General features: G+C 68.1%; 20 protein-coding genes. 16 read left to right on the top strand and 4 right to left on the bottom strand.

The features are described 5' to 3' along the window. Positions 1-21 precede the first annotated feature (21 nt). Genes KIH07_RS12535 through KIH07_RS12525 form a run of 3 tightly spaced genes read right to left on the bottom strand, consistent with a single transcriptional unit; the run spans position 22 to position 1,804 of the window. Entirely contained in the window at positions 22-1,146 is a 1,125-nt protein-coding gene (locus KIH07_RS12535) for a hypothetical protein (protein WP_226492287.1), read from the bottom strand. A 54-nt stretch (positions 1,147-1,200) separates the two neighbouring features. Next, the gene (locus KIH07_RS12530) at positions 1,201-1,521 is read right to left on the bottom strand and encodes a type II toxin-antitoxin system RelE/ParE family toxin (protein WP_226492286.1); all 321 of its coding nucleotides are present in this window, start codon (positions 1,519-1,521) and stop codon (positions 1,201-1,203) included. Positions 1,522-1,528: 7 nt separating this feature from the next. After that, entirely contained in the window at positions 1,529-1,804 is a 276-nt protein-coding gene (locus KIH07_RS12525; RefSeq protein ID WP_226492285.1) for a type II toxin-antitoxin system Phd/YefM family antitoxin, read from the bottom strand. A 156-nt stretch (positions 1,805-1,960) separates the two neighbouring features. On the opposite strand from KIH07_RS12525, the gene KIH07_RS12520 reads away from it, so the two are divergent. From KIH07_RS12520 to KIH07_RS12495, 6 genes are all read left to right on the top strand, one after another. Next, the gene (locus tag KIH07_RS12520) at positions 1,961-2,212 is read left to right on the top strand and encodes a type II toxin-antitoxin system Phd/YefM family antitoxin (RefSeq protein WP_226492284.1); all 252 of its coding nucleotides are present in this window, start codon (positions 1,961-1,963) and stop codon (positions 2,210-2,212) included. Beyond that, positions 2,202-2,639, top strand: coding sequence for a putative toxin-antitoxin system toxin component, PIN family (locus tag KIH07_RS12515; protein WP_226492283.1), 438 nt, complete (start codon positions 2,202-2,204; stop codon positions 2,637-2,639). Before KIH07_RS12520 ends, KIH07_RS12515 begins: the two co-directional genes overlap by 11 nt. Positions 2,640-3,082: 443 nt before the next feature. Next, positions 3,083-4,477 carry a glycosyltransferase gene (locus KIH07_RS12510; protein WP_226492282.1) on the top strand — a complete coding sequence of 465 codons (1,395 nt, stop codon included), beginning with the start codon at positions 3,083-3,085 and terminating at the stop codon, positions 4,475-4,477. Between the two features lie 13 nt (positions 4,478-4,490). Beyond that, a complete protein-coding gene (locus tag KIH07_RS12505; protein ID WP_226492281.1) occupies positions 4,491-5,261 on the top strand; it encodes a hypothetical protein in 771 nt (256 codons plus the stop codon). A 9-nt stretch (positions 5,262-5,270) separates the two neighbouring features. After that, a complete protein-coding gene (locus KIH07_RS12500; protein WP_226492280.1) occupies positions 5,271-6,110 on the top strand; it encodes a Gfo/Idh/MocA family protein in 840 nt (279 codons plus the stop codon). Continuing rightward, the gene (locus KIH07_RS12495; protein WP_226492279.1) at positions 6,107-7,213 is read left to right on the top strand and encodes a DegT/DnrJ/EryC1/StrS family aminotransferase; all 1,107 of its coding nucleotides are present in this window, start codon (positions 6,107-6,109) and stop codon (positions 7,211-7,213) included. Before KIH07_RS12500 ends, KIH07_RS12495 begins: the two co-directional genes overlap by 4 nt. Positions 7,214-7,309: 96 nt before the next feature. Here the strand turns inward: KIH07_RS12495 and KIH07_RS12490 are convergent, their stop codons facing one another. Beyond that, a complete protein-coding gene (locus tag KIH07_RS12490; protein WP_226492278.1) occupies positions 7,310-7,726 on the bottom strand; it encodes an MAPEG family protein in 417 nt (138 codons plus the stop codon). A gap of 110 nt (positions 7,727-7,836) precedes the next feature. Here KIH07_RS12490 and KIH07_RS12485 point away from each other — a divergent pair, with 110 nt between their 5' ends. The 10 genes from KIH07_RS12485 (at position 7,837) to KIH07_RS12440 (ending at position 20,733) form a co-directional block, all read left to right on the top strand. After that, positions 7,837-9,321, top strand: a complete 1,485-nt coding sequence (locus KIH07_RS12485) for a potassium/proton antiporter (protein WP_226492277.1) — start codon at positions 7,837-7,839, stop codon at positions 9,319-9,321. A gap of 65 nt (positions 9,322-9,386) precedes the next feature. Continuing rightward, positions 9,387-10,028, top strand: coding sequence for a DUF2239 family protein (locus KIH07_RS12480; RefSeq protein WP_226492276.1), 642 nt, complete (start codon positions 9,387-9,389; stop codon positions 10,026-10,028). Positions 10,029-10,095: 67 nt separating this feature from the next. Then, on the top strand, positions 10,096-10,779 hold the full coding sequence (locus KIH07_RS12475; RefSeq protein ID WP_226492275.1) for a TetR/AcrR family transcriptional regulator: 684 nt from the start codon (positions 10,096-10,098) through the stop codon (positions 10,777-10,779). Then, complete coding sequence (locus KIH07_RS12470) at positions 10,776-11,975, top strand: efflux RND transporter periplasmic adaptor subunit (protein WP_226492274.1); 1,200 nt, start codon at positions 10,776-10,778, stop codon at positions 11,973-11,975. The genes KIH07_RS12475 and KIH07_RS12470 overlap by 4 nt, the downstream gene beginning before the upstream one ends. Before the next feature lie 9 nt (positions 11,976-11,984). Beyond that, a complete protein-coding gene (locus KIH07_RS12465) occupies positions 11,985-15,179 on the top strand; it encodes an efflux RND transporter permease subunit (protein WP_226492273.1) in 3,195 nt (1,064 codons plus the stop codon). A 42-nt stretch (positions 15,180-15,221) separates the two neighbouring features. Then, positions 15,222-15,917, top strand: coding sequence for a protein-L-isoaspartate O-methyltransferase family protein (locus KIH07_RS12460; RefSeq protein WP_226492272.1), 696 nt, complete (start codon positions 15,222-15,224; stop codon positions 15,915-15,917). Positions 15,918-15,921: 4 nt separating this feature from the next. After that, positions 15,922-16,269: a rhodanese-like domain-containing protein gene (locus KIH07_RS12455; protein ID WP_226492271.1), complete on the top strand. Its 348-nt coding sequence runs from the start codon at positions 15,922-15,924 to the stop codon at positions 16,267-16,269. Positions 16,270-16,324: 55 nt separating this feature from the next. Further along, positions 16,325-17,686 (top strand): TolC family outer membrane protein, encoded by a 1,362-nt coding sequence (locus KIH07_RS12450; RefSeq protein ID WP_226492270.1) that lies wholly within the window; start codon positions 16,325-16,327, stop codon positions 17,684-17,686. A gap of 291 nt (positions 17,687-17,977) precedes the next feature. After that, complete coding sequence (locus KIH07_RS12445; protein ID WP_226492269.1) at positions 17,978-18,718, top strand: glycosyltransferase; 741 nt, start codon at positions 17,978-17,980, stop codon at positions 18,716-18,718. Positions 18,719-18,732: 14 nt separating this feature from the next. Next, entirely contained in the window at positions 18,733-20,733 is a 2,001-nt protein-coding gene (locus KIH07_RS12440; protein ID WP_226492268.1) for a 3-deoxy-D-manno-octulosonic acid kinase, read from the top strand. Positions 20,734-20,745 lie beyond the last annotated feature (12 nt).

Below are 20,745 nucleotides of genomic sequence, written 5' to 3'. Positions count from 1 at the left end.
ACAGCGAGAACATCGGAAGCATCACGCAATACGGTGTCGAACCCATTCGGTAGCTTCCTCGAAGGAAGACATGACTCGGCACGGAAAGTCGCGCTCGATGGCTATATTCCGCTGTTTCAGAAGTGCGTGCATGGGCCCATCGGTTAGGAGTACGTCGCAGTAGCCTACCGCCGCTTCAGCATGATGAAAGTCGAAGATGTCGTTGGCGACCAGCTTCTGTTTGCGGTTCCAGCGCAAGGCCGCATGCAGCAAAGCACCAATCTGCAGAGTACGCAAAGCCCGCCGGCCAGCGGGCTTTCGGATGGCCGCCCGCAGGAGACCGAGACACTGTCTAATGATCTCTTCCCGCTCTTCTATAGACGGCTCGGCAGCAGGGCCAAGAGCCTTCCTCGCCATATCGTGCAGCACATCGGCAGCGATCGGCGCCGCGAGTTCCAAAACGCCATTTATCTCGTCGCGGTAAACCTGTGCGAAGCTCTTCATAGAAGGAGCATGTACCGCGCTATCGCGATTCAGCCGATTGGCTATATCGACGAACGACGAAGAGTGAGGCCAAGTGCTCCCAATAGTCCCAACCATCGTCGAAAGAGAAAAATCCCAAAGGTGGTCGAAGAACGCTTTCTGGATCACAAGTTGCTCATCTTCCGAGAAGGCCGTGGCCACCGGATGCTGGACACCCAGGATGTAAGGGACCTTTGTCCAGACCAAGTGTTCCAGTGGATGCACGCTGTGACCGGCGTTCGCATGAAGGAAGTGAGCTACTTCCGTCGCCACACGTGTCGGCTCATGGCAGAGCGTGACGCCGCAGCTCAGTTCGTCGATCAACTCGGCAGTTGCACCCCGTGTGGTCAGGTCCGACTGTTTCATCAGTTCAAGGAACAGCGCATCGCTGATGGGACAGACCAGCCGTCCTGCAGCGACACCTGCCGCGAGGGCATCCAGAAGTTCCGACGCACCGGGTTGGCTAGGCACCCGCATACGCGCACCCCGTAGGTAAATCCAGAAGCACTTGTCGAGGTAGATGCGATCTCGTGCCATCACCCACTCGCCAAGCTCGATGACTCGGCGTCGCACGTGTTCGTCGGCAGTAATCTGAGGTGTGGCGCGATGCAACGCGAATCGATCGGCAGGTTTGGAAGAGGTCACAGGATTTCGCGTTTCTTGTCACGCATTGGAGTTAAGTCTTGCCTTTGCCCACCCTCACCGCCTAAACAACCGCCTGAGCAACAGCGTCTGAAAATCCTGCGCCTGCCCAGCCACCGCATACACATAGGTTTTGCCATCGACCTGCCGGTACAGGATGCGGTGGTGGGAGCTGAGGATGGTCCGGTAGTCCGTCATGCCCACGCTGGCGAGCAAGGGGATGACCGGGCCGGTGATGAAGCCCGAATCCACCTGGGCGAGCTGCGCAAAGATGTCGTCTTCGGCGGCTTGCCAGAGCTCGGGCATCCAGCGCTCCAGCATGTAGTCCTGCAGGTCCAGCAAGTCGGCCTGCGCGTCGGGCAGGATGACGATGGCCATGCTGCGTTCAGCGCGGCTGGCGCCGCTGGGCCAGTTGCGCGCGGGACTCTTCCACCGAGAGGCCAAGACCGGCCTGCCGGTCTTTTTCCCCCAGGGCCAGCAGTTTGAGCAGCGCGATCAGGTCTTCCTTGTCCTGGTACTGCTGCACGCCCTCGATCACCATGGCGGCTTCGCCGTTCTGGGTGATGATGAAAGGCGCACCAGTAGCGGCCACTTCTTCAGAAATCTGGGCGGCGTGGCTCTTGAGGTAGGAGATGGATCGGATGTGTTCGCGGGCTTGCATGGCGACTCCTTGTGGTGGACTGAATTTATCCCTACATTTGGTCTCGGTCAAGAACTGATCGCTGCCACCCTGTCCACGGACGTTCACATCTGACGAAACACACGAATCGAACGATTCGTGTGAAAATCCGCGTCATCGACACCACCGGAGCCCGTCATGCTGTCCTACACCGCCAACCAAGCCAAGACCCACTTCGGCGAGTTCCTCGACCAGGTCCAGCGCGAGCCCGTGCAGGTGCTCAAGCGCGACCGCGTGGTGGGCGTGATGGTCAGTGCGCAGGACTACGAGGCCATGCGCAACTTCTACGCGAACCGTCTGCAGGGCACGCTGGCGCAGAACGCCGCCAGCGCCGCCGCGCAGGGCCTGACGGAAGACGAGCTGCAGCGCCTGCTGGCCGATGAGAGCTGAGCGCCAGCGGCTGGTGGTGCTGGACACCAACGTCTGGCTCAGCGCTGCGCTCTCGCCCAACGGCACACCTGCCCAGGTGGTGCGCGCCGTGCTGCTGCAGGGGCTGGCGGTGTTTTCCGAGGCGACGTTTGCCGAGCTGGAAACCCGCATCTGGAAACCCAAGTTCGACCGCTACATCAGCCTGGAAGCGCGCAAGGCCATCCTGCGCGATGCGCGTGCGGCGGCGCTGTGGGTCGAGCTTCCGTCCGAGCTGGCGGAGCAGCGCTGGAGCCGCGACGGGGATGACGATGTGTTCATCCGGACTGCGCTGGCAGCGAAGGCTTCGTGCCTGGTGACGGGGGACAATGATTTGCTGTTGGTACCTGCCATCAACGGTTTGCGGATCATGTCGCCCGCGCAGGCGATGCAGGCCTGGACCGCTGCCTGATCCGGCATCAGCCATGGGGTTCAACCGGGGAGTTGGTCGGCGTCCCGCCCTGTGAAGGCCTATAGGCATGGAACATGCCCAACCGCCATCCAGCCATCAGCAACTCACGGCGGGCCTTGAATGACCACCAGCCCCAGGAGAGGCACAACCGATACGAGCGCGCTTGCAACCGACACAGCTTTGGCGAAACCAAGGGCTCACGTCACCCTGTTGCTTCCGCCCATCGCTGCCCCGCCCAGCACCAACAGCAAAGGAACGAACAGGGGTGTGTTGTGCAGCCGAAAGGCAACCATGCATAGCCAGCCGAGCAGGTGCTCAAATGGTTTGCCCGAATGCGTGCACGCGCCTCACTTGGCGGCACAATCCCGTTCACCCCAAACAGGCCGTGTTGCAGGAGCAACGGCCCGGGTTACCGGCCTCCGAGATCACAAAAAGGGATTCCCGTGAAAATTCTGTTGGCGGTCTGCTGCATGGCCTACCGGACGGGCGCGGAGCTGTTCGTGCACGACGTTGCCCAAGCCCTGCATCGGCGTGGTCACTCGGTGGTCGTTTATGCGCCCATCATGGGCGATATGGTGGACGGGCTGCGCCAGCGCTGCATCGCCTGCGTGGTCGACCTGAAGCAGATCGCCGATGCGCCCGACCTCATCGTCGGCAACACGCGCGACGACACGGTGGCCTGCCTGGCGCATTTCCTGGGTGTTCCGGCGATCTCCATCTGCCACGACCGCACCGCGTCCCACGGGCAGCCGCCGCTCTTTACGCGGGTGCGGCGCTACGCCGCGGTGGACGCCAACTGCGCCGAGCGCCTGTCGCTGGAAAGCGGCATCCCGTCCGCCGGCATCGCCATCGTGTCCAACGGGGTCGATCTGCAGCGGTTCCGCCCCCGGCCACCTCTGCCAGAGCGGCCGCGGCGGGCGGCCATCTTCAGCAACTACGCGACCGAGAGCCCGGACACGCGCGCCATCCGCTCGGCCTGCGAGTCTCTGGGCCTGTCGCTGGAGGTCATTGGCCAGGGCGTCGGCCGCCAGGCGGCGGCGCCCGAGGAGGTTCTGGGGGAATTCGATCTGGTGTTCGCCAAGGCGCGCTGTGCCATGGAGGCCATGGCGGTGGGTTGCGCCGTCATTTTGCTGAATGAGGGCATGGGTCTGGCCGGTCTGGTGACGACCGCCCAGATGCGGGAATGGCATCGCTGGAATTTTGGCCGCCGGCTGATGCAGGCACCCATCGACCACGACACGGTCCGGCGCGAGGTGCTCCGCTACGACGTGGCCGATGCCGCCCGCGTCAGCGACTACGTGCGCACCCACGTGTCGTTGGAGGCCACCACCGATGCCATTGAATCCCTGGCCCGCGAGGTGCTCCAGGCCGAGCCCGGGCTGCCGGCCATCGACCCGCGAGACGAGTTGCGCGAATTCGCCCGCCACGTCGCCGACAACCTCGTGCCCTTCGGTACCCCTCAGGTGGCGGTGCAGACCGGCATGTTGATGGCGCATGTGCAGGCGCTGGAATCGCGTCTGGCCACGGTGGCCTCGGGCGCGTCCACCACACAAGCGGAACTGCAGCAGGTCAATGCCCGGGCGGCCGAGCTCGAACGACAGCTCCAGGACCTGCAAGGCGCCAACGCCCGGGCGGCCGACCTCGAACGACAGCTCCAGGGCCTGCAAGGCGCCAACGCCCGGGCGGCCGACCTCGAACGGCAGTTGCAGCAGGACCTGCACGGGGCCAGGCATCGGGCGGCCGAGCTCGAACAGCAGATTCGCGCCCTGCGTGACAGCCGGTCCTGGCGCCTGACCGCGCCGCTGCGCTGGTTGCGCAGCAACTTTCCAAAACCATGACGGTCCTTGCCCCATGAAACCCCTGCTCCTCATTGCCCACCCCGGACACGAACTGCGCGTTTTCGAATGGGTCCACCGGGCGCGCCCTCTCGTGGTGATGCTGACCCATGGGGACGGCTCCATCGGACAACCCAGGCTGGACGACAGCCGGCGCCTGCTCGCCCGTTGGGGGGTGGAGGTGCGCAGCGACTGGCTGAGCCCGGTGTCGGATTCGGTGGTCTATCAGGCGCTGCTGGGTACCGGGGCCTCGCCGTTTCAGGACTGGCTCGACCGGCTCACCCAGGCCGCACTGGACGCCGACATCGACACCGTGGTGGCCGACGAGGCGGAGGGTTACAACCCCTCGCACGACCTCTGTCGGGTGCTGGCCAACCGCTTGGTCATGCGCTTGCGCGAGGCCGGGCGCGAGGTGCGCAACCTGGAAATACCGCTGGTGGGGCATCCCTGCGATCCCGCGCGTGACGAGCAGGTCGAGATCGAGGTGCGCCTGACGGAGGCCGAACACCAGCACAAGCTGGAGCAGATGCTGGACTATGCCCGGCGCTGCAGCCCGGTCCTGCTGGTTGAAGTGCAGACCATGCTCGACAGCTTCGGAACGCAGGCCTTTGCGCGCGAGTGTCTCTACCCCGCTTCCCGCACGCCCTACGAAGAGGGGCGCCTGCCCGACACCTTGCCGTATTTCGAACGCGTGGGGGAAGAACGGCGGGCAGCGGGCATCTACAAGGACGTGATCCGTTCCCGGCACCTGCTTCGCCTGGTGACCGGCGTGGGCGACCCGGGCTGAGCCGCGACGATGAGCCCCCGTACCCGCATCGCCGTGCTGGGATTTGGCCGTTTTGGCCAGGTTCATGCCAGGCGCGCGCGCGCTCACCCCGCTTACGAGGTGGTGTGTGTGGTCGACCCCGACCCGCAGGCCCGGGCGGCCGCGCTGGCCCAGGGCTTTGATGCGATCGCCTCCCTCGATGCCTTGCCCGAAAAGGTGCAGGCCGCCGCGGTGGTCACGCCGGCCGACACCCACGCCGACCTGGTGGTGGCGTTGCTGCGGCGCGGCGTCGACGTGCTGGTCGAAAAACCCATGGCCGAGAGCGAGCAGGCCATCGACGCCATGCTGGACGCCGCCCGGATCACCGGCCGGCGGCTCTTCATCGGCCACATCGAGCGGTTCAACGAGGCGCTGAGTGACCCGCCCTGGGACCGTGCCCCCAGCCGGCTGGCCTTCCATCGCCAGTCCCGCCTGCCAGGCTCGGCCCGGTCCGTGGTGCTCGATCTGATGGTGCACGACCTGGACCTGGCGTCCCACCTGCTGCGCTGTGGGGCCGACCCCTTTCTGATCCTCGACGTGCAGGCGCAGGCAGACGGCGTGCAGGTGAAGGCACGGATGGGTGGCACGCGCGTGGATTTTCACGCCCGGCATGGGGTGGAGGCCTCGTGCGCCACCATGGGCTGGGGCGACGGCGATGCATGGACCGAACTGCCACTGTCCAACCGAGTGGAGCTTGCGCAGACCGATGCCTTGACGCGGCAGTACACCGCTTTTCACCACATGCTGCAAGGCCAGCATTCGCCGCTGGCGGATGCGCAGGAAGGTGCCACCGCCGCCCGCCGGGCGCTGGCCATCGTGTCCAAGCTATGAGCGTGCCCTTTTTCCGCAGCTCCTGGAAGGAACCGGAGGCCGCCGATCGCGTGTCGACCGCCTGGACCCGGGTGCTGGACAGCGGCTGCTTCATCCTCGGGCCCGCCGTGCAGCGCTTCGAGACCGCCTTGGCCCGGCGACTGGGCCCTCGCCAGGTGGTGGGCGTGAACTCGGGCACCGATGCCCTGGTGCTCGCCCTGCGGTTGCTGGATCTCAAGCCAGGCGACGAGGTCGTGTTGCCCAGCTACACCTTCTTCGCCTGTTTCGAGGCCGTGCTGCGGTCCGGCGCGCAGCCGGTGCTGTGCGACTCCGCGCCGGACGATTTCATCGCGCGCGCGCAGGAGGTGGCGGCGAAGCTGACACCACGAACACGCGCGGTGCTGGCGGTCCCGTTGTTCGGCGACGCCAGCGCCTTGCCCGGCATCGCCCAACTGTGCCGGGACAACGGGCTGATCCTGGTGGAGGACGCCGCGCAGGCGCTGGGCGCGCATGCCTGGGCGCCCGACAGGGGCCGGGTGCCCGTCGGCGGCTGGGGCGATCTGAGCACCATGAGCTTCTATCCCACCAAGACGCTGGGCGCGATCGGCGATGCCGGTGCACTGAGCAGCGCGCGCCCAGAGCTGATGGAGCGCGCGCTGTCGCTGCGCAACCATGGCCTGAGTGGATCGGTCCACGCGGAGGTCGGCTACAACAGCCGGATGGACGCCCTGCAGGCCGAGGTGCTGCTGCTGGGGCTGGAGTTCCTTGACGGCTGGCTGGCCAGGCGCCAGGCCATCGCCCGGCACTACCTGGCGGGTCTGTCGGACCTCCACGGCATGAGCTTGCCCGCCGACCGCGAGGGCCACGCGTGGAACTGCTTTGTTCTTCGCTGTGCGCGGCGCGGCGATGTGCAAGCGCGCCTCGCCGAGGCTGGGGTGGAAACCAAGATCTACTACGAACGGCCCATCCACCGGCAGCCGGCTTGCCGGCCCCCGTTCGGCGAGATGGATCTGCCCCACGCCAGTGCGCACGCCCGTGAGGCCTTGGCGCTGCCCATTTTTCCCGGCATGCACGAGGTGGAGGTGGAACGCGTGATCGCCGCGGTGCGGCAGGCCGTCGCATAGCCCCGACCGCCGAAGACACCGGCGCCCACCCATGCGCTCCGCCACGAGCCACCGGCACTGGCGGACCGGCACCGACGCCGCGAGCCGGACGACCCGTCAGGCGCTTGACGACATGGCCAACCCGAACACCCAGTACACGCCAATCCCCATCTGCACGCCGAAGGCGGTGAACCGGGCCGTCACGGCGGCGGGCGACGTGGAGGCAAGGTGGATGAGGGACTGAACGACCCGGGCCGCCAGCAGCCCCCAGGCCAGCGGGTCGGTGACGGCCGAGCGGTCCGCGACGACGGCAATGAGCATGAGCCCGCCAAAGATGGGCAGGCCTTCGAGGCAGTTCGCGTGCGCCCGGGCCAGGCGCTGCATGAAGGGCGAAAGGTTCGAGTTCTCCGGGTTGAACCCGTTGGCGGGCACCGCGCCCGTCAGCACGAGCCAGGAGCGGATGCCCTCCATGAGCACCAGCAGGCCCAAGGTCCAGGCGATGAATCCGAGAAGCGCTTGCAGTGTGATGCTCATGGAACGGGCTCCCGGCCGATGGCGTGGGCGACCTGCCACGGGGAACCATGCAGCCTGACGAAATGTATCCCCAAGCCCTTGGCTGGCACACATTCTGTTAGCGTCCGGGCATGGCACTCTCGCTCGATTTCCTCGCCCTGCCCTTGATGGTGGCCGCGTCGCTGGTGTTCATCAGCGTGCTGGCCGGCGTGTTGTCCACGCGCAAGGGGTTTTCCTTTCTGCTGGTGTTCCTGCTGGTGGGCACGCTGGCCGGCGAAGACGGCCCCGGCGGGCTGGTGTTCGACGACTTTGGCCTGGCCTTCTGGGTGGGCAACGTGGCGCTGGCGGTGATCCTGCTCGACGGCGGGCTGCGCACCGACTTCACCACGTTTCGCACCGGTTTGAGGCCTTCGCTGCTGCTGGCCACGCTGGGCGTGCTGGTGTGCACCGCCATCACCGGGGCCGCGGCACACTGGCTGCTCGATCTGAACTGGCCGCTGGCGCTGCTGGTGGGCGCCATCGTCGGCTCCACCGACGCGGCCGCCGTGTTTTCGATGCTCAAGTCGTCCGGTGTGCGGCTCAACGAGCGCGTGGCCGCCACGCTGGAGATCGAGTCCGGCATGAACGACCCGATGGCGGTCTACCTCACGCTCACGTTCATCGGGGTGGCGCTGGCCGCCGCGGCGGCGCCCGGTGTGGCCGGTGGGCTGGACGCGGTGGAGGTGCTGCGCTCGCTGCTGCAGCAGTTTGGCTGGGGCGCCGCGCTGGGGCTGTGCAGCGGTTTCGCGCTGGCCGAGCTGCTCAAGCGCCTGGGGCGCGGCGCCTACGGCAGCGGGGGCATCCGCGCGCTGCTGGTGGTGTCGGGCGGGCTGGCGGTGTTCGGCGCCACCACCTGGCTCGGGGGTTCGGGTTTTCTGGCGGTGTACGCCATGGGGGTGGTCACGGGCAACCAGGCGCGGCGCCAGGTGCGCGCGGCGCTCTCGGCCATGGACGGCTACGCCTGGCTGTCGCAGGCGGGCATGTTCCTGTTGCTGGGCCTGCTGGTCACGCCGTCGGCGCTGCTGCGCACGCTGTGGCCGGCGCTGGGCGTGTCGCTGGTGCTGATGCTGGTGGCCCGGCCGCTGTCGGTCTGGCTCTGCCTGGCGCCGCTGCGCTTCAACGTGCGCGAGATGACCTTCATCTCCTGGGTGGGCCTGCGCGGCGCGGTGCCCATCGTGCTGGCGGTGTTCCCGCTGATGGCGGGCGTGCCGGGCGCACCGACGTTTTTCAACGTGGCCTTTGTGGTGGTGCTCACCTCGCTGCTGCTGCAGGGCTCGACCATCGCCTGGAGCGCCACCCGCCTGGGCGTGACCCTGCCCGACCCGAAGGACGCGGCGCAGGCCCGGCTGGTCTACGGCGACTTCGTGATCGACGCGGCCACCCCCATGGACCAGCTGTGCGGGTTCTATGGCCTGCCCATGCCCACCGATCCGTCGCAGACCCTGGGCCAGTGGCTGAACGACGAGCTCAACCGCCCCCCGGTGGTGGGCGACAGCGCGATGCTCGGCGCGGCGGAGTTGAGCGTGCGCCAGATGGACGGCGCCCAGATCGCGCAGGTGGGCATCAAACTGGGGTGACCACGCACCGAATATATTACCCGGGTGATATTGACATTCCATTTATACCCGGGTAATAATTCGGCATGTTCACGCCCGAATCCCCCACCCCGGCGCCAGCCCCCACAGCCTGGATCGCCTTTGACGGCCACACCCGGATCGCGCACGGCGCCCCCCGCGAGGTGGCGACCGCGCTCCACGCCCTGGCCGGGCGCACGCCCACCCTGCAGCCGCTGGTGTTTGACGCCCACAGCAGCGAGCGCATCGAGCTGAATCTGCGCGCACCCCTGGCGACCCTGTTGGAAAGCCTGCCCGCCCAACCGGCCGAACCGGCGGACCCGCCGCCCGAACCCCACCGCGGGCCGGGGCGCCCCAAGCTGGGCGTGACCGCCCGCGAGGTGACGCTGTTGCCGCGCCACTGGGACTGGCTGGCCAGCCAGCCGGGGGGCGCTTCGGTGGCGCTGCGCAAGCTGGTGCAGCTGGCCATGCGCGAAAGCCGCGAACGCGATCAGGTGCGCGAGGCCACCGAGGCGGCGTACCGCTTTATGTCGGTCCTGGCCAGCAGCCTGCCCGGCTTCGAGGAAGCGAGTCGCGCGCTCTTTGCGGGCGAGCTGGTGCGGCTGGAACACCTCGTGGCCCCCTGGCCGGCCGACGTGCGCGACCACCTGCTCACGCTGGCGCGGCGCGCCCTCGCCCCGCTGCCGGATGCGGCAGAACAGACCGCTTGAATCCGCGGGCTGCGTTGACATCCGTGGGGCGACCCACTACATTACTGACCAGTCAGTCATTAGACAAATGAATACTCCCCCCATCACCACCAAACGCGAACGCCGCAAGGAGGCGCGCCCAGGCGAACTGCTGGACGCCGCGCTGGCCCTGTTCGTGGAAAAAGGCTTTGCCGCCACGCGGGTGGAAGAGGTCGCGGCGCGCGCGGGCGTGTCCAAGGGCACGCTGTTCCTGTATTTCCCGAGCAAGGAAGACCTGTTCAAGGCGGTGGTGCGGGAGACCATCGCCGGGCGCTTCACCGAATGGAACGAGGAGCTGGAGGCCTTCGAGGGCAGCAGCGCCGAGCTGGTGCGCTATTGCATGCAGTCGTGGTGGGAGCGCATCGGCATGACGGCCGCCTCTGGCATCACCAAGCTGGTGATGAGCGAGGCCGGCATGTTTCCCGAAATCGCGGCGTTCTACCAGCAGGAGGTGATTGGCCCCGGCCACGACCTGCTCAAACGCGTCCTGCAGCGCGGCATCGACCGCGGCGAGTTCCGGCCCATGGAGCTTGAATACGCGATCTACAGCCTGATCGCGCCCATGATCTTCCTGCTGATGTGGAAACACTCCATGGCGCCGTGTTGCCCGCCGAACCAGCAAATCGACCCCGTGGGCTTCCTCGACAGCCAGGTCGGTCTGCTGCTGCACGGCATGCTGGCCCGGCCCGCCGCAGATCCCACCGAAACCCCCAGCCGCACCGCCGCACCATGAACCACCGCCCTTCCCGCTCGACCTGGATCAAATGGCTGCTGCTGGCCGCGCTGGTGCTGGCGGTGGCGCTGGGCCTGCTGCGCGCGTTCAACAAACGCCAGACCCAGACCGAAGCCGCGACCACGGCGGCCAAGGCCTTGCAGCAGGCGCCGGTGTACGAACTCTCGCCGCAGGACGTGGTGAGCGTGCAGACGCTGGCGCTGAGCCAGGCGGTGGGGGTCTCGGGTTCGCTCAAGGCGCTGCAGACCGCGGCCATCAAGGCCAAGGTCGCCGGAGAGCTGCAGGGCCTGGAAAAGCGCGAAGGCGAAGCGGTGCGCGCCGGTGAGGTGGTGGCACGCATCGACAGCACCGAAGCCTTGGCACGCGTGCGCCAGGCGCAACAGCAGGCCCAGGCCGCGCTGGCGCAGGTGGGCATCGCCCGCCGCGCGCTGGAGAACAACCAGTCGCTCGTGAAGCAGGGTTTCATCTCGGCCACCGCGCTGGAAACCAGCAGCAACAACCTGGCCGCCGCCGAGGCCAACCACCAGGCCGCGCTGGCCGCGCTGGACATCGCGCGCAAGGCGCTGGGCGACACCACGCTGCGCTCGCCGCTGACCGGCCAGGTGTCGGCCCGGCTGGTGCAGAACGGCGAACGGGTGGGCCTGGACGCCCGCATCCTGGACGTGGTCGATCTTTCGGGCTTCGAGCTGGAAGCCGCGCTCGCTCCGGCCGACGCCATGAGCGTGGCCGCCGGCCAGAAGGCCCGGCTCAGCGTGGAAGGCCTGGCCCAGCCGGTGGACGCCACCGTGGCACGCATCAACCCCAGCGTGCAGGCGGGCAGCCGCAGCGTGCTGGTCTACCTGCGCGTGCCCGCCGTGACCGGCATGCGCCAGGGCCTGTTCGCGCAGGGTCAGATCGTCACCGGCGAGATCAACGCGCCAGCGGTGCCCCTCTCGGCCGTGCGCAACGACAAGCCCCAGCCCTACATCCAGATCGTCCAGGACGGCAAGATCGCCCATGTGCCCGTCACGCTGGGCCGGCAGGGCCTGCTCGACGGCGAACCCATGCTGGTGATCGACGGCGTGACGCTGGCGCCCGTGGGCACCACGCTGCTGCGCGTGCAGGCCGGCCTGATCCGCGAGGGCACGGCCGTGAAGCTGGCGCCCGCCGCGACCACGGCCACGACGTCCCCCGTCGCCGCGGCGACCACCCACTGAGCGCACGCCATGTGGTTCACCCGGATCTCCCTGCGCAACCCGGTCTTCGCGACCATGGTGATGCTGGCCCTGCTGGTGCTGGGGCTGTTCTCGTTCCAGCGCCTGAAGGTCGACCAGTTCCCCAACATCGACTTCCCCGTGGTGGTGGTCACCACCGAATACCCCGGCGCCTCGCCCGAGATTGTGGAGAGCGAGGTCACGAAGAAGGTGGAGGAGTCGGTCAACGCGATCGCGGGCGTGAACACGCTCACCTCGCGCAGCTACGAAGGCCAGTCGGTCGTCATCATCGAATTCCAGCTGCACATCGACGGGCGCAAGGCGGCCGAAGACGTGCGCGAGAAAATCGCCATCCTGCGCCCCACCTTTCGCGACGACGTGAAGGAGCCGCGCGTGCTGCGCTTCGACCCGTCGGCGCGTTCGATCTGGTCGGTCGCGGTGATTCCCGAAACCGTGAACGGCAAGGCGCCGAGCGCGGTGGAGCTCACGACCTGGGCCGAACAGACGCTCAAAAAGCGGCTGGAAAACGTGCGCGGCGTGGGCTCGGTCACGCTGGTGGGCGGCTCGCGCCGGGCCGTCAACATCGACCTCGACCCGGCCGCCATGGAAGCACTGGGCATCACCGCCGAGCAGATCACCACCGCCGTGCGCAACGAAAACCAGGACCTCCCGGTGGGCACGCTCAAGACCGCCGAGCGCGACCGCGTGGTGCAGGTGCTGTCCAGGCTGCAGAACCCGAAAGACTTTGAATCCATCATCGTCGCCCGCCGCGGCGGCAGCGCGGTGCATCTGGCCCAGGTGGCGCGCGTGAGCGACGCCACCGAAGAGGTGGAAAGCCTGGCGCTCTACAACGGCCAGCGCACGCTGCTGCTGCAGGTGCAGAAGGCGCAGGACGAAAACACCATCGCCGTCACCGACGGCTTGAAGGCCGCCGTGGCGTCACTCAGCGCCGAGCTGCCGCCGGGCCTGCGGCTCGAACAGATCGCCGACGGATCGCGGCCGATCCGTGTGTCGGTGGACAACGTGCGCCGCACGCTGATCGAAGGCGCGCTGCTCACGGTGCTGATCGTGTTCCTGTTCCTGAACTCGTGGCGCTCCACCGTGATCACGGGCCTGACGCTGCCGATCTCGGTGATCGGCACCTTCTTCTTCATGAACCTGTTCGGCTTCACCATCAACATGATCACGCTGATGGCGCTCACGCTGTCGGTGGGTCTGCTGATCGACGACGCCATCGTGGTGCGCGAAAACATCGTGCGCCACGTGCAGATGGGCAAGCGCCCGTTCGACGCCGCCATGGACGGCACGCAGGAGATCGGCCTGGCCGTGCTGGCGACCACGCTGTCCATCGTGGCGGTGTTCCTGCCCATCGGTTTCATGGGCGGCATCATCGGCAAGTTCTTCCACGAGTTCGGCATCACCATGGTGGCGGCGGTGCTGATCTCCATGTTCGTGAGCTTCACGCTCGACCCAATGCTGTCGTCGGTGTGGCACGACCCCGAGATCGAAAAACACGGCCACCACGCCGCGCCCGTGTCGCTGTACGACCGGACCATTGGCCGCGTCACCGGTTGGTTCGACCGCGTGCAGGACGACCTGACCGAGGCCTACCAGGGCACGCTGCGCTGGTCGTTGAAACACAAGCTGGCCACGCTGGGCCTGGCGCTGGCCATCTTCGTGGGCAGCCTGTTCATGGTGCCGCTGCTGGGCACCGAGTTCGTGCCCAAGGCGGATTTCTCCGAAACCTCGCTCTCCTTCCACACGCCGGTGGGCTCGTCGCTCGAAGCCACCGAGGCCAAGACGCGGCAGGTCGAAGCGATCCTGCGCGAATTCCCCGAGGTGAAGTACACGCTGTCCACCCTCAACACCGGCAACGCCCAGGGCACCATGTACGCCAGCGTCTACGTGCGCCTGGTGGACCGCCAGGAGCGCAGCCTGAATGCCGACGCCATGGCCGCGAAGCTGCGCGAGCGCCTGCGCACCGTGCCGGGCATCACCGTCACCCACGCCGGCCTGCTCGACCCGGTGGGTGGCAACAAGCAGATCGAGTTTTCGCTGCAGGGCGACGATCTGGCCGAGCTGGAACGGCTGATGAAACAGGTGATGGAGCGTGTGCGGCCCATCGTGGGTCTGGTCGATCTGGACGCCAGCATCAAGCCCGACAAGCCCACCGTGGACGTGCGCCTGCGGCGCGAAATCGCGTCGGACGCCGGGCTCAGCGCCGCCACCGTGGCCAGCAGCCTGCGCACCCTGGTGGCCGGCCAGACGGTGGGCAACTGGCGCGCGGCCGACGGCGAGAGCTACGACGTGAACGTGCGCCTGGCGCCCGAGCAGCGCGCGCGCACCAGCGACCTGGAGCAACTGCCCTTCGTGGTGGGCAGCGCCGCCGACGGCACGGCACGCGTGGTGCGCCTGGGCCAGGTGGCGCAGGTGGTGGAGTCCACCGGGCCGAACCAGATCAATCGCCGCAACCTCAACCGCGAGGTGGCGATCAACGCCAACGTGTACGGCCGCTCGGCCGGCGAGGTGTCGGCCGACATCCGCCAGGTGCTCGACAGCATCGCCTTCCCGCCCGGCTACCGCTACGAGTTCGGCGGCTCGACCAAGAACATGCAGGAGTCGTTCGGCTACGCGGTCTCGGCGCTCGCGCTGGCCATCATCTTCATCTACATGATCCTGGCCAGCCAGTTCCAGAGCTTCCTGCAGCCGCTGGCGCTCATGACCTCGCTGCCGCTCACGCTGATCGGCGTGGTGCTCACGCTGCTGATGTTCGGCTCGTCCATGAGCATGTTCTCGGTGATCGGCATCGTGCTGCTGATGGGCCTGGTGACGAAAAACGCCATCCTGCTGGTGGACTTCGCCATCCGCGCGCGCCGCGGGCTGGACGGCGCGGCGCCGCTGGACCGCGAAAACGCCCTGCTGATGGCCGCGCGCGTGCGGCTGCGCCCCATCCTCATGACCACCATGGCCATGGTGTTCGGCATGGTGCCGCTGGCCTTCGCGCTCACCGAAGGTTCGGAGCAGCGCGCGCCCATGGGCCAGGCCGTGATCGGGGGGGTCATCACCTCGTCGCTGCTGACGCTGGTGGTGGTGCCCGTGGTCTACTGCTACATGGACGATCTGGCCCAATGGCTGCGCCGCGTGCTGGGCCGCCGCTCCAGCGCGCAGACCCCACCTGTCAGCGGGTCGGCGGCCAGCGCTCAGTAAAATGCATCAGGATCGGCTAATATACCCACCGGAGTATCAAACATGACTTCTCAGACCCCCCTCAGCTTCGACCAGGCCCGCTTCAACATGATCGAGCAGCAGATCCGCCCCTGGGAGGTGCTCGACGCCCAGGTGCTGGAGCTGCTGGCGCGGGTGCGCCGCGAAGATTTCGTGCCCGTCGCCCACAAGGCCCTCGCCTTCGCCGACATGGAGCTGCCGCTGACGCATCCGGCCGTGGACGGCCAATCCATGCTCGCCCCGCGCGTGGAAGCGCGCCTGCTGCAGGACCTCGCGATCCAGCCGACCGACAAGGTGCTGGAAATCGGCGCCGGCAGCGGCTTCATGGCGGCCCTGCTGGCCAGCCAGGCGCAGCGCGTGGTATCGCTCGAAATCGACCCCGACCTGGCCCGCACCGCCCGCGAGAACCTGCAGAAGGCCGGGTTCACCAACGCCGACGTGCGCGTGGCCGATGCCGCCGCCAACGGTTTCGCCGCCTGCGCCGCCGAAGCGCCGTGGAACGTGATCCTGCTCAGCGGCTCGGTCGCCGAAGTGCCGCCCGCCCTGCTCGCGCTGCTGGCCCCCGGTGGCCGGCTGGCCGCCATCGTCGGCCACGAGCCGGTCATGCGCGCCACCTTCGTCACGCGCACCGGCGACGCTTCGTACGTCACGGCCCAGCCCTGGGACACCCTGGCCCCGCGGCTGCGCAACTTCCCCGAACCGTCGCGCTTCCAGTTCTGACGCCATGATCTCGATCCACCCCGCCCAACTCCAGGACTGGTTGCAACAGGCCGGCGCCCAGGCGCCAGGCGTTGTGCCCGTCGTGCTGGACGTGCGCGAGCCCTGGGAGCTCCAGACCGCGTCGGTCAAGCCGGACGGATTCGAGCTGCGCCACATGCCCATGCGCAGCGTGCCCGCGCGCTACCTGGAGCTGGACCGCGACCAGCCCATCGCCTGCCTGTGCCACCACGGCGCGCGCAGCGCGCAGGTGGTGCATTTCCTGATGCAGAACGGATTCACCCAAGTGGTGAACATCCATGGCGGCATCCATGCCTGGTCCCACGAACGGGACCCGGGCGTGCCGGTCTATTGAGCCCCTCCGTTCACGCTCCGCCTGTCACCGCGATCTGCCCCCGAAGGAACCTTCCATGAATGCCCCATCCGCCCTCTTCCCCGCCGTCTCGCCGCTGTTTGCCTTGCGGCGCTTGACCACCGCCGTGGCGCTGGCACTGGGGGCCGTGGGCAGCGCGCAGGCGCAGGGCCTGCTGGAGATCTACGACGCGGCGCTGGGCTTCGACGCCACGCTCCAGTCGGCCCGCATGCAGTACGAGGCCAACCTGGCCAAGGCCGAACAGGCCCACGCCGGCCTGCGCCCCCAGGCTGGTCTGTCCGCGGGAACCCAGTGGGCCAATGTGGACACCAGCATCCAGCCGTCCAGCCGGGCCACCAACAGCCAGAGCGTCGCCCTGTCGGCCAGCCAACCGCTCTACCGCCCCGCCAACCGCCTGACCAGCGAGCAGGGCACGCTGTCGGTCGACCTGGCCAAGGCCCAGCTGCGGGTGGCCGAGCAGGACCTGATCGTGCGCACGACCCAGGCCTACTTCGACGTGCTCGCCGCCCAGGACACCCTGACCTTCGTGCAGGCCCAGAAGGCCGCCGTGGCCGAACAGCTGGCCTCGGCCAAACGCAATTTCGAGGTGGGCACCACCACCGTGACCGACTCGCGCGAAGCGCAGGCGCGCCACGACCTCGTGCTGGCCCAGGAGATCGCGGCCGAAAGCGACCTGCGCGTGAAGAAGCTGGCGCTGGACCTGCTGGTGGGGAAAACCGGCACGGCGCCCAAGCCCCTCGTCGTTCCGGTCGCGCTGCCCGCGCTGGACCCCGCCAACCCCGACACCTGGGTGGCGCAGGCCGAACGCCAGCACCCCTCGATCCTGCAGGCGGAAAAGGGCTACGAAATCGCCCAGCTGGAAACCCGCAAGGCCGACGCCGGGCACAAGCCCACGCTGGATCTGGTGGGCCAGTACCAGGTCGCCCGCGGCCCCAGCAGCAGCCAGCCCGCTCTGGGCAACTTCCGCACCAACACCGCCAGCGTGGGCCTGCAGTTCAACCTGCCCCTGTTCGCGGGCTATGCGATCCAGAACCGCGTCAAGGAAACCCTGGCGCTGGAGGAAAAGGCCCGCTCCGATCGGGAAACGGTGACACGCAACGTGATCCAGGCCACCCGCAGCGCCTATTTCGGCGTGCTGTCCGGCCAGGGCCAGGTCAAGGCGCTGGAAGCGGCCGAAGCCTCCAGCCAGAGCGCGCTGGAAGCCAACCAGCTGGGCTACCAGGTGGGGGTGCGGATCAACATCGACGTGCTCAACGCCCAGAGCCAGTTGTTCCAGACCAAACGCGATCTGGCGCAGGCCCGCTACAACGTGCTGCTCGGCGGCCTGCGGCTCAAGCAGGCCAGCGGCAGCCTCACGGCCGACGATCTGCGGGCCGTGGACGCGCTCCTGGCTAAATAGGGCCCCCACGCTCCGCCGCTGCGCGGGTCGCTGCCCCCCGAGGGGGCTGAGCCTGCCTTGGGGCGGCCCGGCGGCAGTCTCGACGGCCCCCACGCTCCGCCGCTGCGCGGGTCGCTGCCCCCCGAGGGGGCTGATCCTGCCTTGGGGCGGCCCGGCGGCAGTCTCGACGGCCCCCACGCTCCGCCGCTGCGCGGGTCGCTGTTCCCCGGGGCGGCGGATCGGCCGGCTGCGCTAAACTTCGGCACGGCGCATGCACGGCATGCGGCATCTGCGATCCAGTGAAGGGCTTCTATGCAAGCAGTCAACGTGCTGTGCATCAAGTGGGGCAAGAAATACGGCCCCGAATACGTCAACAAACTGCACAGCATGGTCCGGCGCCACCTGCACCGGCCATTTCGTTTCGTCTGTCTGACCGACGATGCCCAGGGCATCGATCCCGCCATCGAAGTCAAGCCGATCCCGGCGGTCGGCTTTGACGAGTTCGACCAGCGCAAGCCCTGGACCTTCGGCCACGGCTGGCTCAAGCTGACCAGCTTCGCCAATCCGCTGTACGACCTGCAGGGCCGCACGCTGTTTCTCGACCTGGACATCGTCATCGTCGACAGCCTGGACCCGTTCTTCGAGCAGCCCGGTGCGTTCACCGTGATCAAGGAATGGGACAAGAGCGACGGCACGGGCAACACCTCCTGCTACATCTACACCATCGGCGCCCACGCCGATGCGCTGGAGCATCTGAAGAACGACTACCCCGCCTCCATTGCCGCCGTGCGCAACGAGCAGGAGTTCATCACCGGCTACCTGGCACGCCAGGGCAAGCTCGACTACTGGCCCGACGAGTGGTGCCGCAGCTTCAAGCGCCACTGCCTGCGCCGTGGCCTCATGGGCTGGTTCGCCCCGCCCACCATTCCCAAAGGCGCACGCATCATCGCGTTCCACGGCAAGCCCAACCCGCCCGACGCCATCGCTGGCGTGAGTGGCAAGTGGTACCGCCGGGTATTGCCGACCCAGTGGGTCGCCGACCATTGGCGCTGACGCGGCCGTCTCCCATGCACCGGGGGTATCGCCTGCTGTGGCGGCTGCTGGTGCTGCCCATGCTGGGCTGGCTCTGGTGGCGAGGCCGCAAGGAGCCCGGGTACCGGCGCCGTGTCGGGCACCGGCTCGGCTTCATCCATCCCGCACCGGAGTCGTCGGGCTGCCTGCTGATCCACGCCGCCTCCGCCGGCGAGATGCAGGCCACCCTGCCGCTGGTCCAGGCGCTGCGCACCGTGTGGCCGGACCACGCCCTGGTGGTCAGCACCCAGACCCCCACCGGCGCGCAAACCCTGCACGCGCAGTGGAACGGTGCCATCCAGCACGTGTACCTGCCGTTCGACACCCCGGGTGCCACGGCCCGCTTTCTGGACCGCCTGCAGCCCCGGCTGCTGATCCTGACGGAGCGCGAGCTGTGGCCGGAACTGCTGCTGCAGTGCCGCCGCCGGGCCATCCCCGTGGTGCTGCTGAACGCGCGCCTGTCCGAGCACTCCCAGCGCAGCTACCAGCGCTGGCATGCCCTGATGGACCCGGTCTGGTCGCAACTGGCCTGCGTCTGCGCCACCGACACCGCGAGCCTGGAGCGCTACCGCAGCCTCGGCGTCCCGGCGCAGCGGCTGGTGCTGGCCGGCAACCTGAAATTTGACGCCCCCCTGCCCGAACACGCATCGCCGCCGCCCCCTTGGGCCGACGGGGCCACCGTCGTGGTGGCGGGCAGCACCCACGAGTTTGAAGAAGAGCAGCTTCTGCCCGCCTGGAAAGGTTTCTCGGCGCGCCACCCCGACGCCCTGCTCATCCTCGTGCCCCGACACCCGCAGCGCTTCGAGGCGGTGGCCCGCCGCCTGGACGAGCTGGGCCTGGCGTACGCCCGGCACAGCCGGGGCGAAACGCCCGGCGGCGCCATCCGCATCCTGCTGGGCGACAGCATGGGCGAGCTCGTGCGCTGGTACCGGCTGGCCACGGCGTGCTTCATTGGCGGAACGCTGGCGCCCATCGGCGGACACAACGCCCTGGAGGCCATGGCCCTGGGAAAACCGGTTCTGTTCGGTCCGCACACGGAGAACTTCCAGAACCTGTACGAGGAAATCGAGCGCAGCGGCGCCGGCCTGCGGATCGGATCCGCCGAGGCGCTGTTCGCCCGCGTCCAACACTGGGCCGAAGCGCCCGCGGAGCGGGCCCGCAGCGGCCAGGCCGCACAGGATCTGGTGTTGCGCCACCAGGGCGCCACGCGGCGCCACCTGAACGCCATCCGCCCGCTCTGGCATGTGAGCGGTGAGGCCCACCGCACCCGCATCGTGCAGCAGGTCGTCGGGCCACAAACCCTCTGGCACGACCCCGCCCTGCTGGATAGTGTCGAACCCGCGACCTTCGAGCCACCCGCGCCGGACGACGCCAGCGCCCACCGCCTGGCCACCGGCAGCGGGCGCGGCCAGGCCCACCTGATCCAGGCTGGCGGGCACGCGCTGGTGCTGCGGCACTACCGCCGGGGCGGATGGGTGGCGCGGCTCAGCCCGGACAAATACACACGCACCCGCGTCGCCAACAGCAGGGCCATGCGGGAATACGCGCTGCTGCGCCTGATGCGTTCGTGGAACCTGCCGGTGCCCCAGCCGGTGGCGGCCAGGCACTGGTCACACGGCTGGCTGTACAGCGCCGACATTCTGGTGGCGATGATCCCCGACACGCGCAACGTGGCGCAAATGCTGTCTCAGGAACGCCTTCCGGCCCAGGCCTGGCGCCAGCTGGGCTCGGCCATCCGCCAGCTGCACGACCGCCAGGTCTTTCACGCCGACCTGAATTGCCACAACCTGCTGCTGGACGGTTCGGGCCAGGCCTGGATCGTCGATTTCGACAAATGCGCGCTGCGCCCCGGCGACCTCTGGAAACAGGACAACCTGGCCCGTCTTCTGCGCTCGCTGCGCAAGGAGCTCCGCCGGCTCCCGGTGTTCCACTGGCACGAGGCGGACTGGGAACAGCTGCTGCAGGGTTACAACGCGCCCGAACCCCGGCCCGCCTAGGTGCCGGCGGGC

Origin of the sequence: Hydrogenophaga taeniospiralis (assembly GCF_020510445.1) — a bacterium.
Classification (GTDB): Bacteria; Pseudomonadota; Gammaproteobacteria; order Burkholderiales; family Burkholderiaceae_C; genus Hydrogenophaga.
The sequence above is the reverse complement of the archived record's forward strand: the minus strand, read 5'-3'. Positions and strand labels throughout refer to the sequence as shown.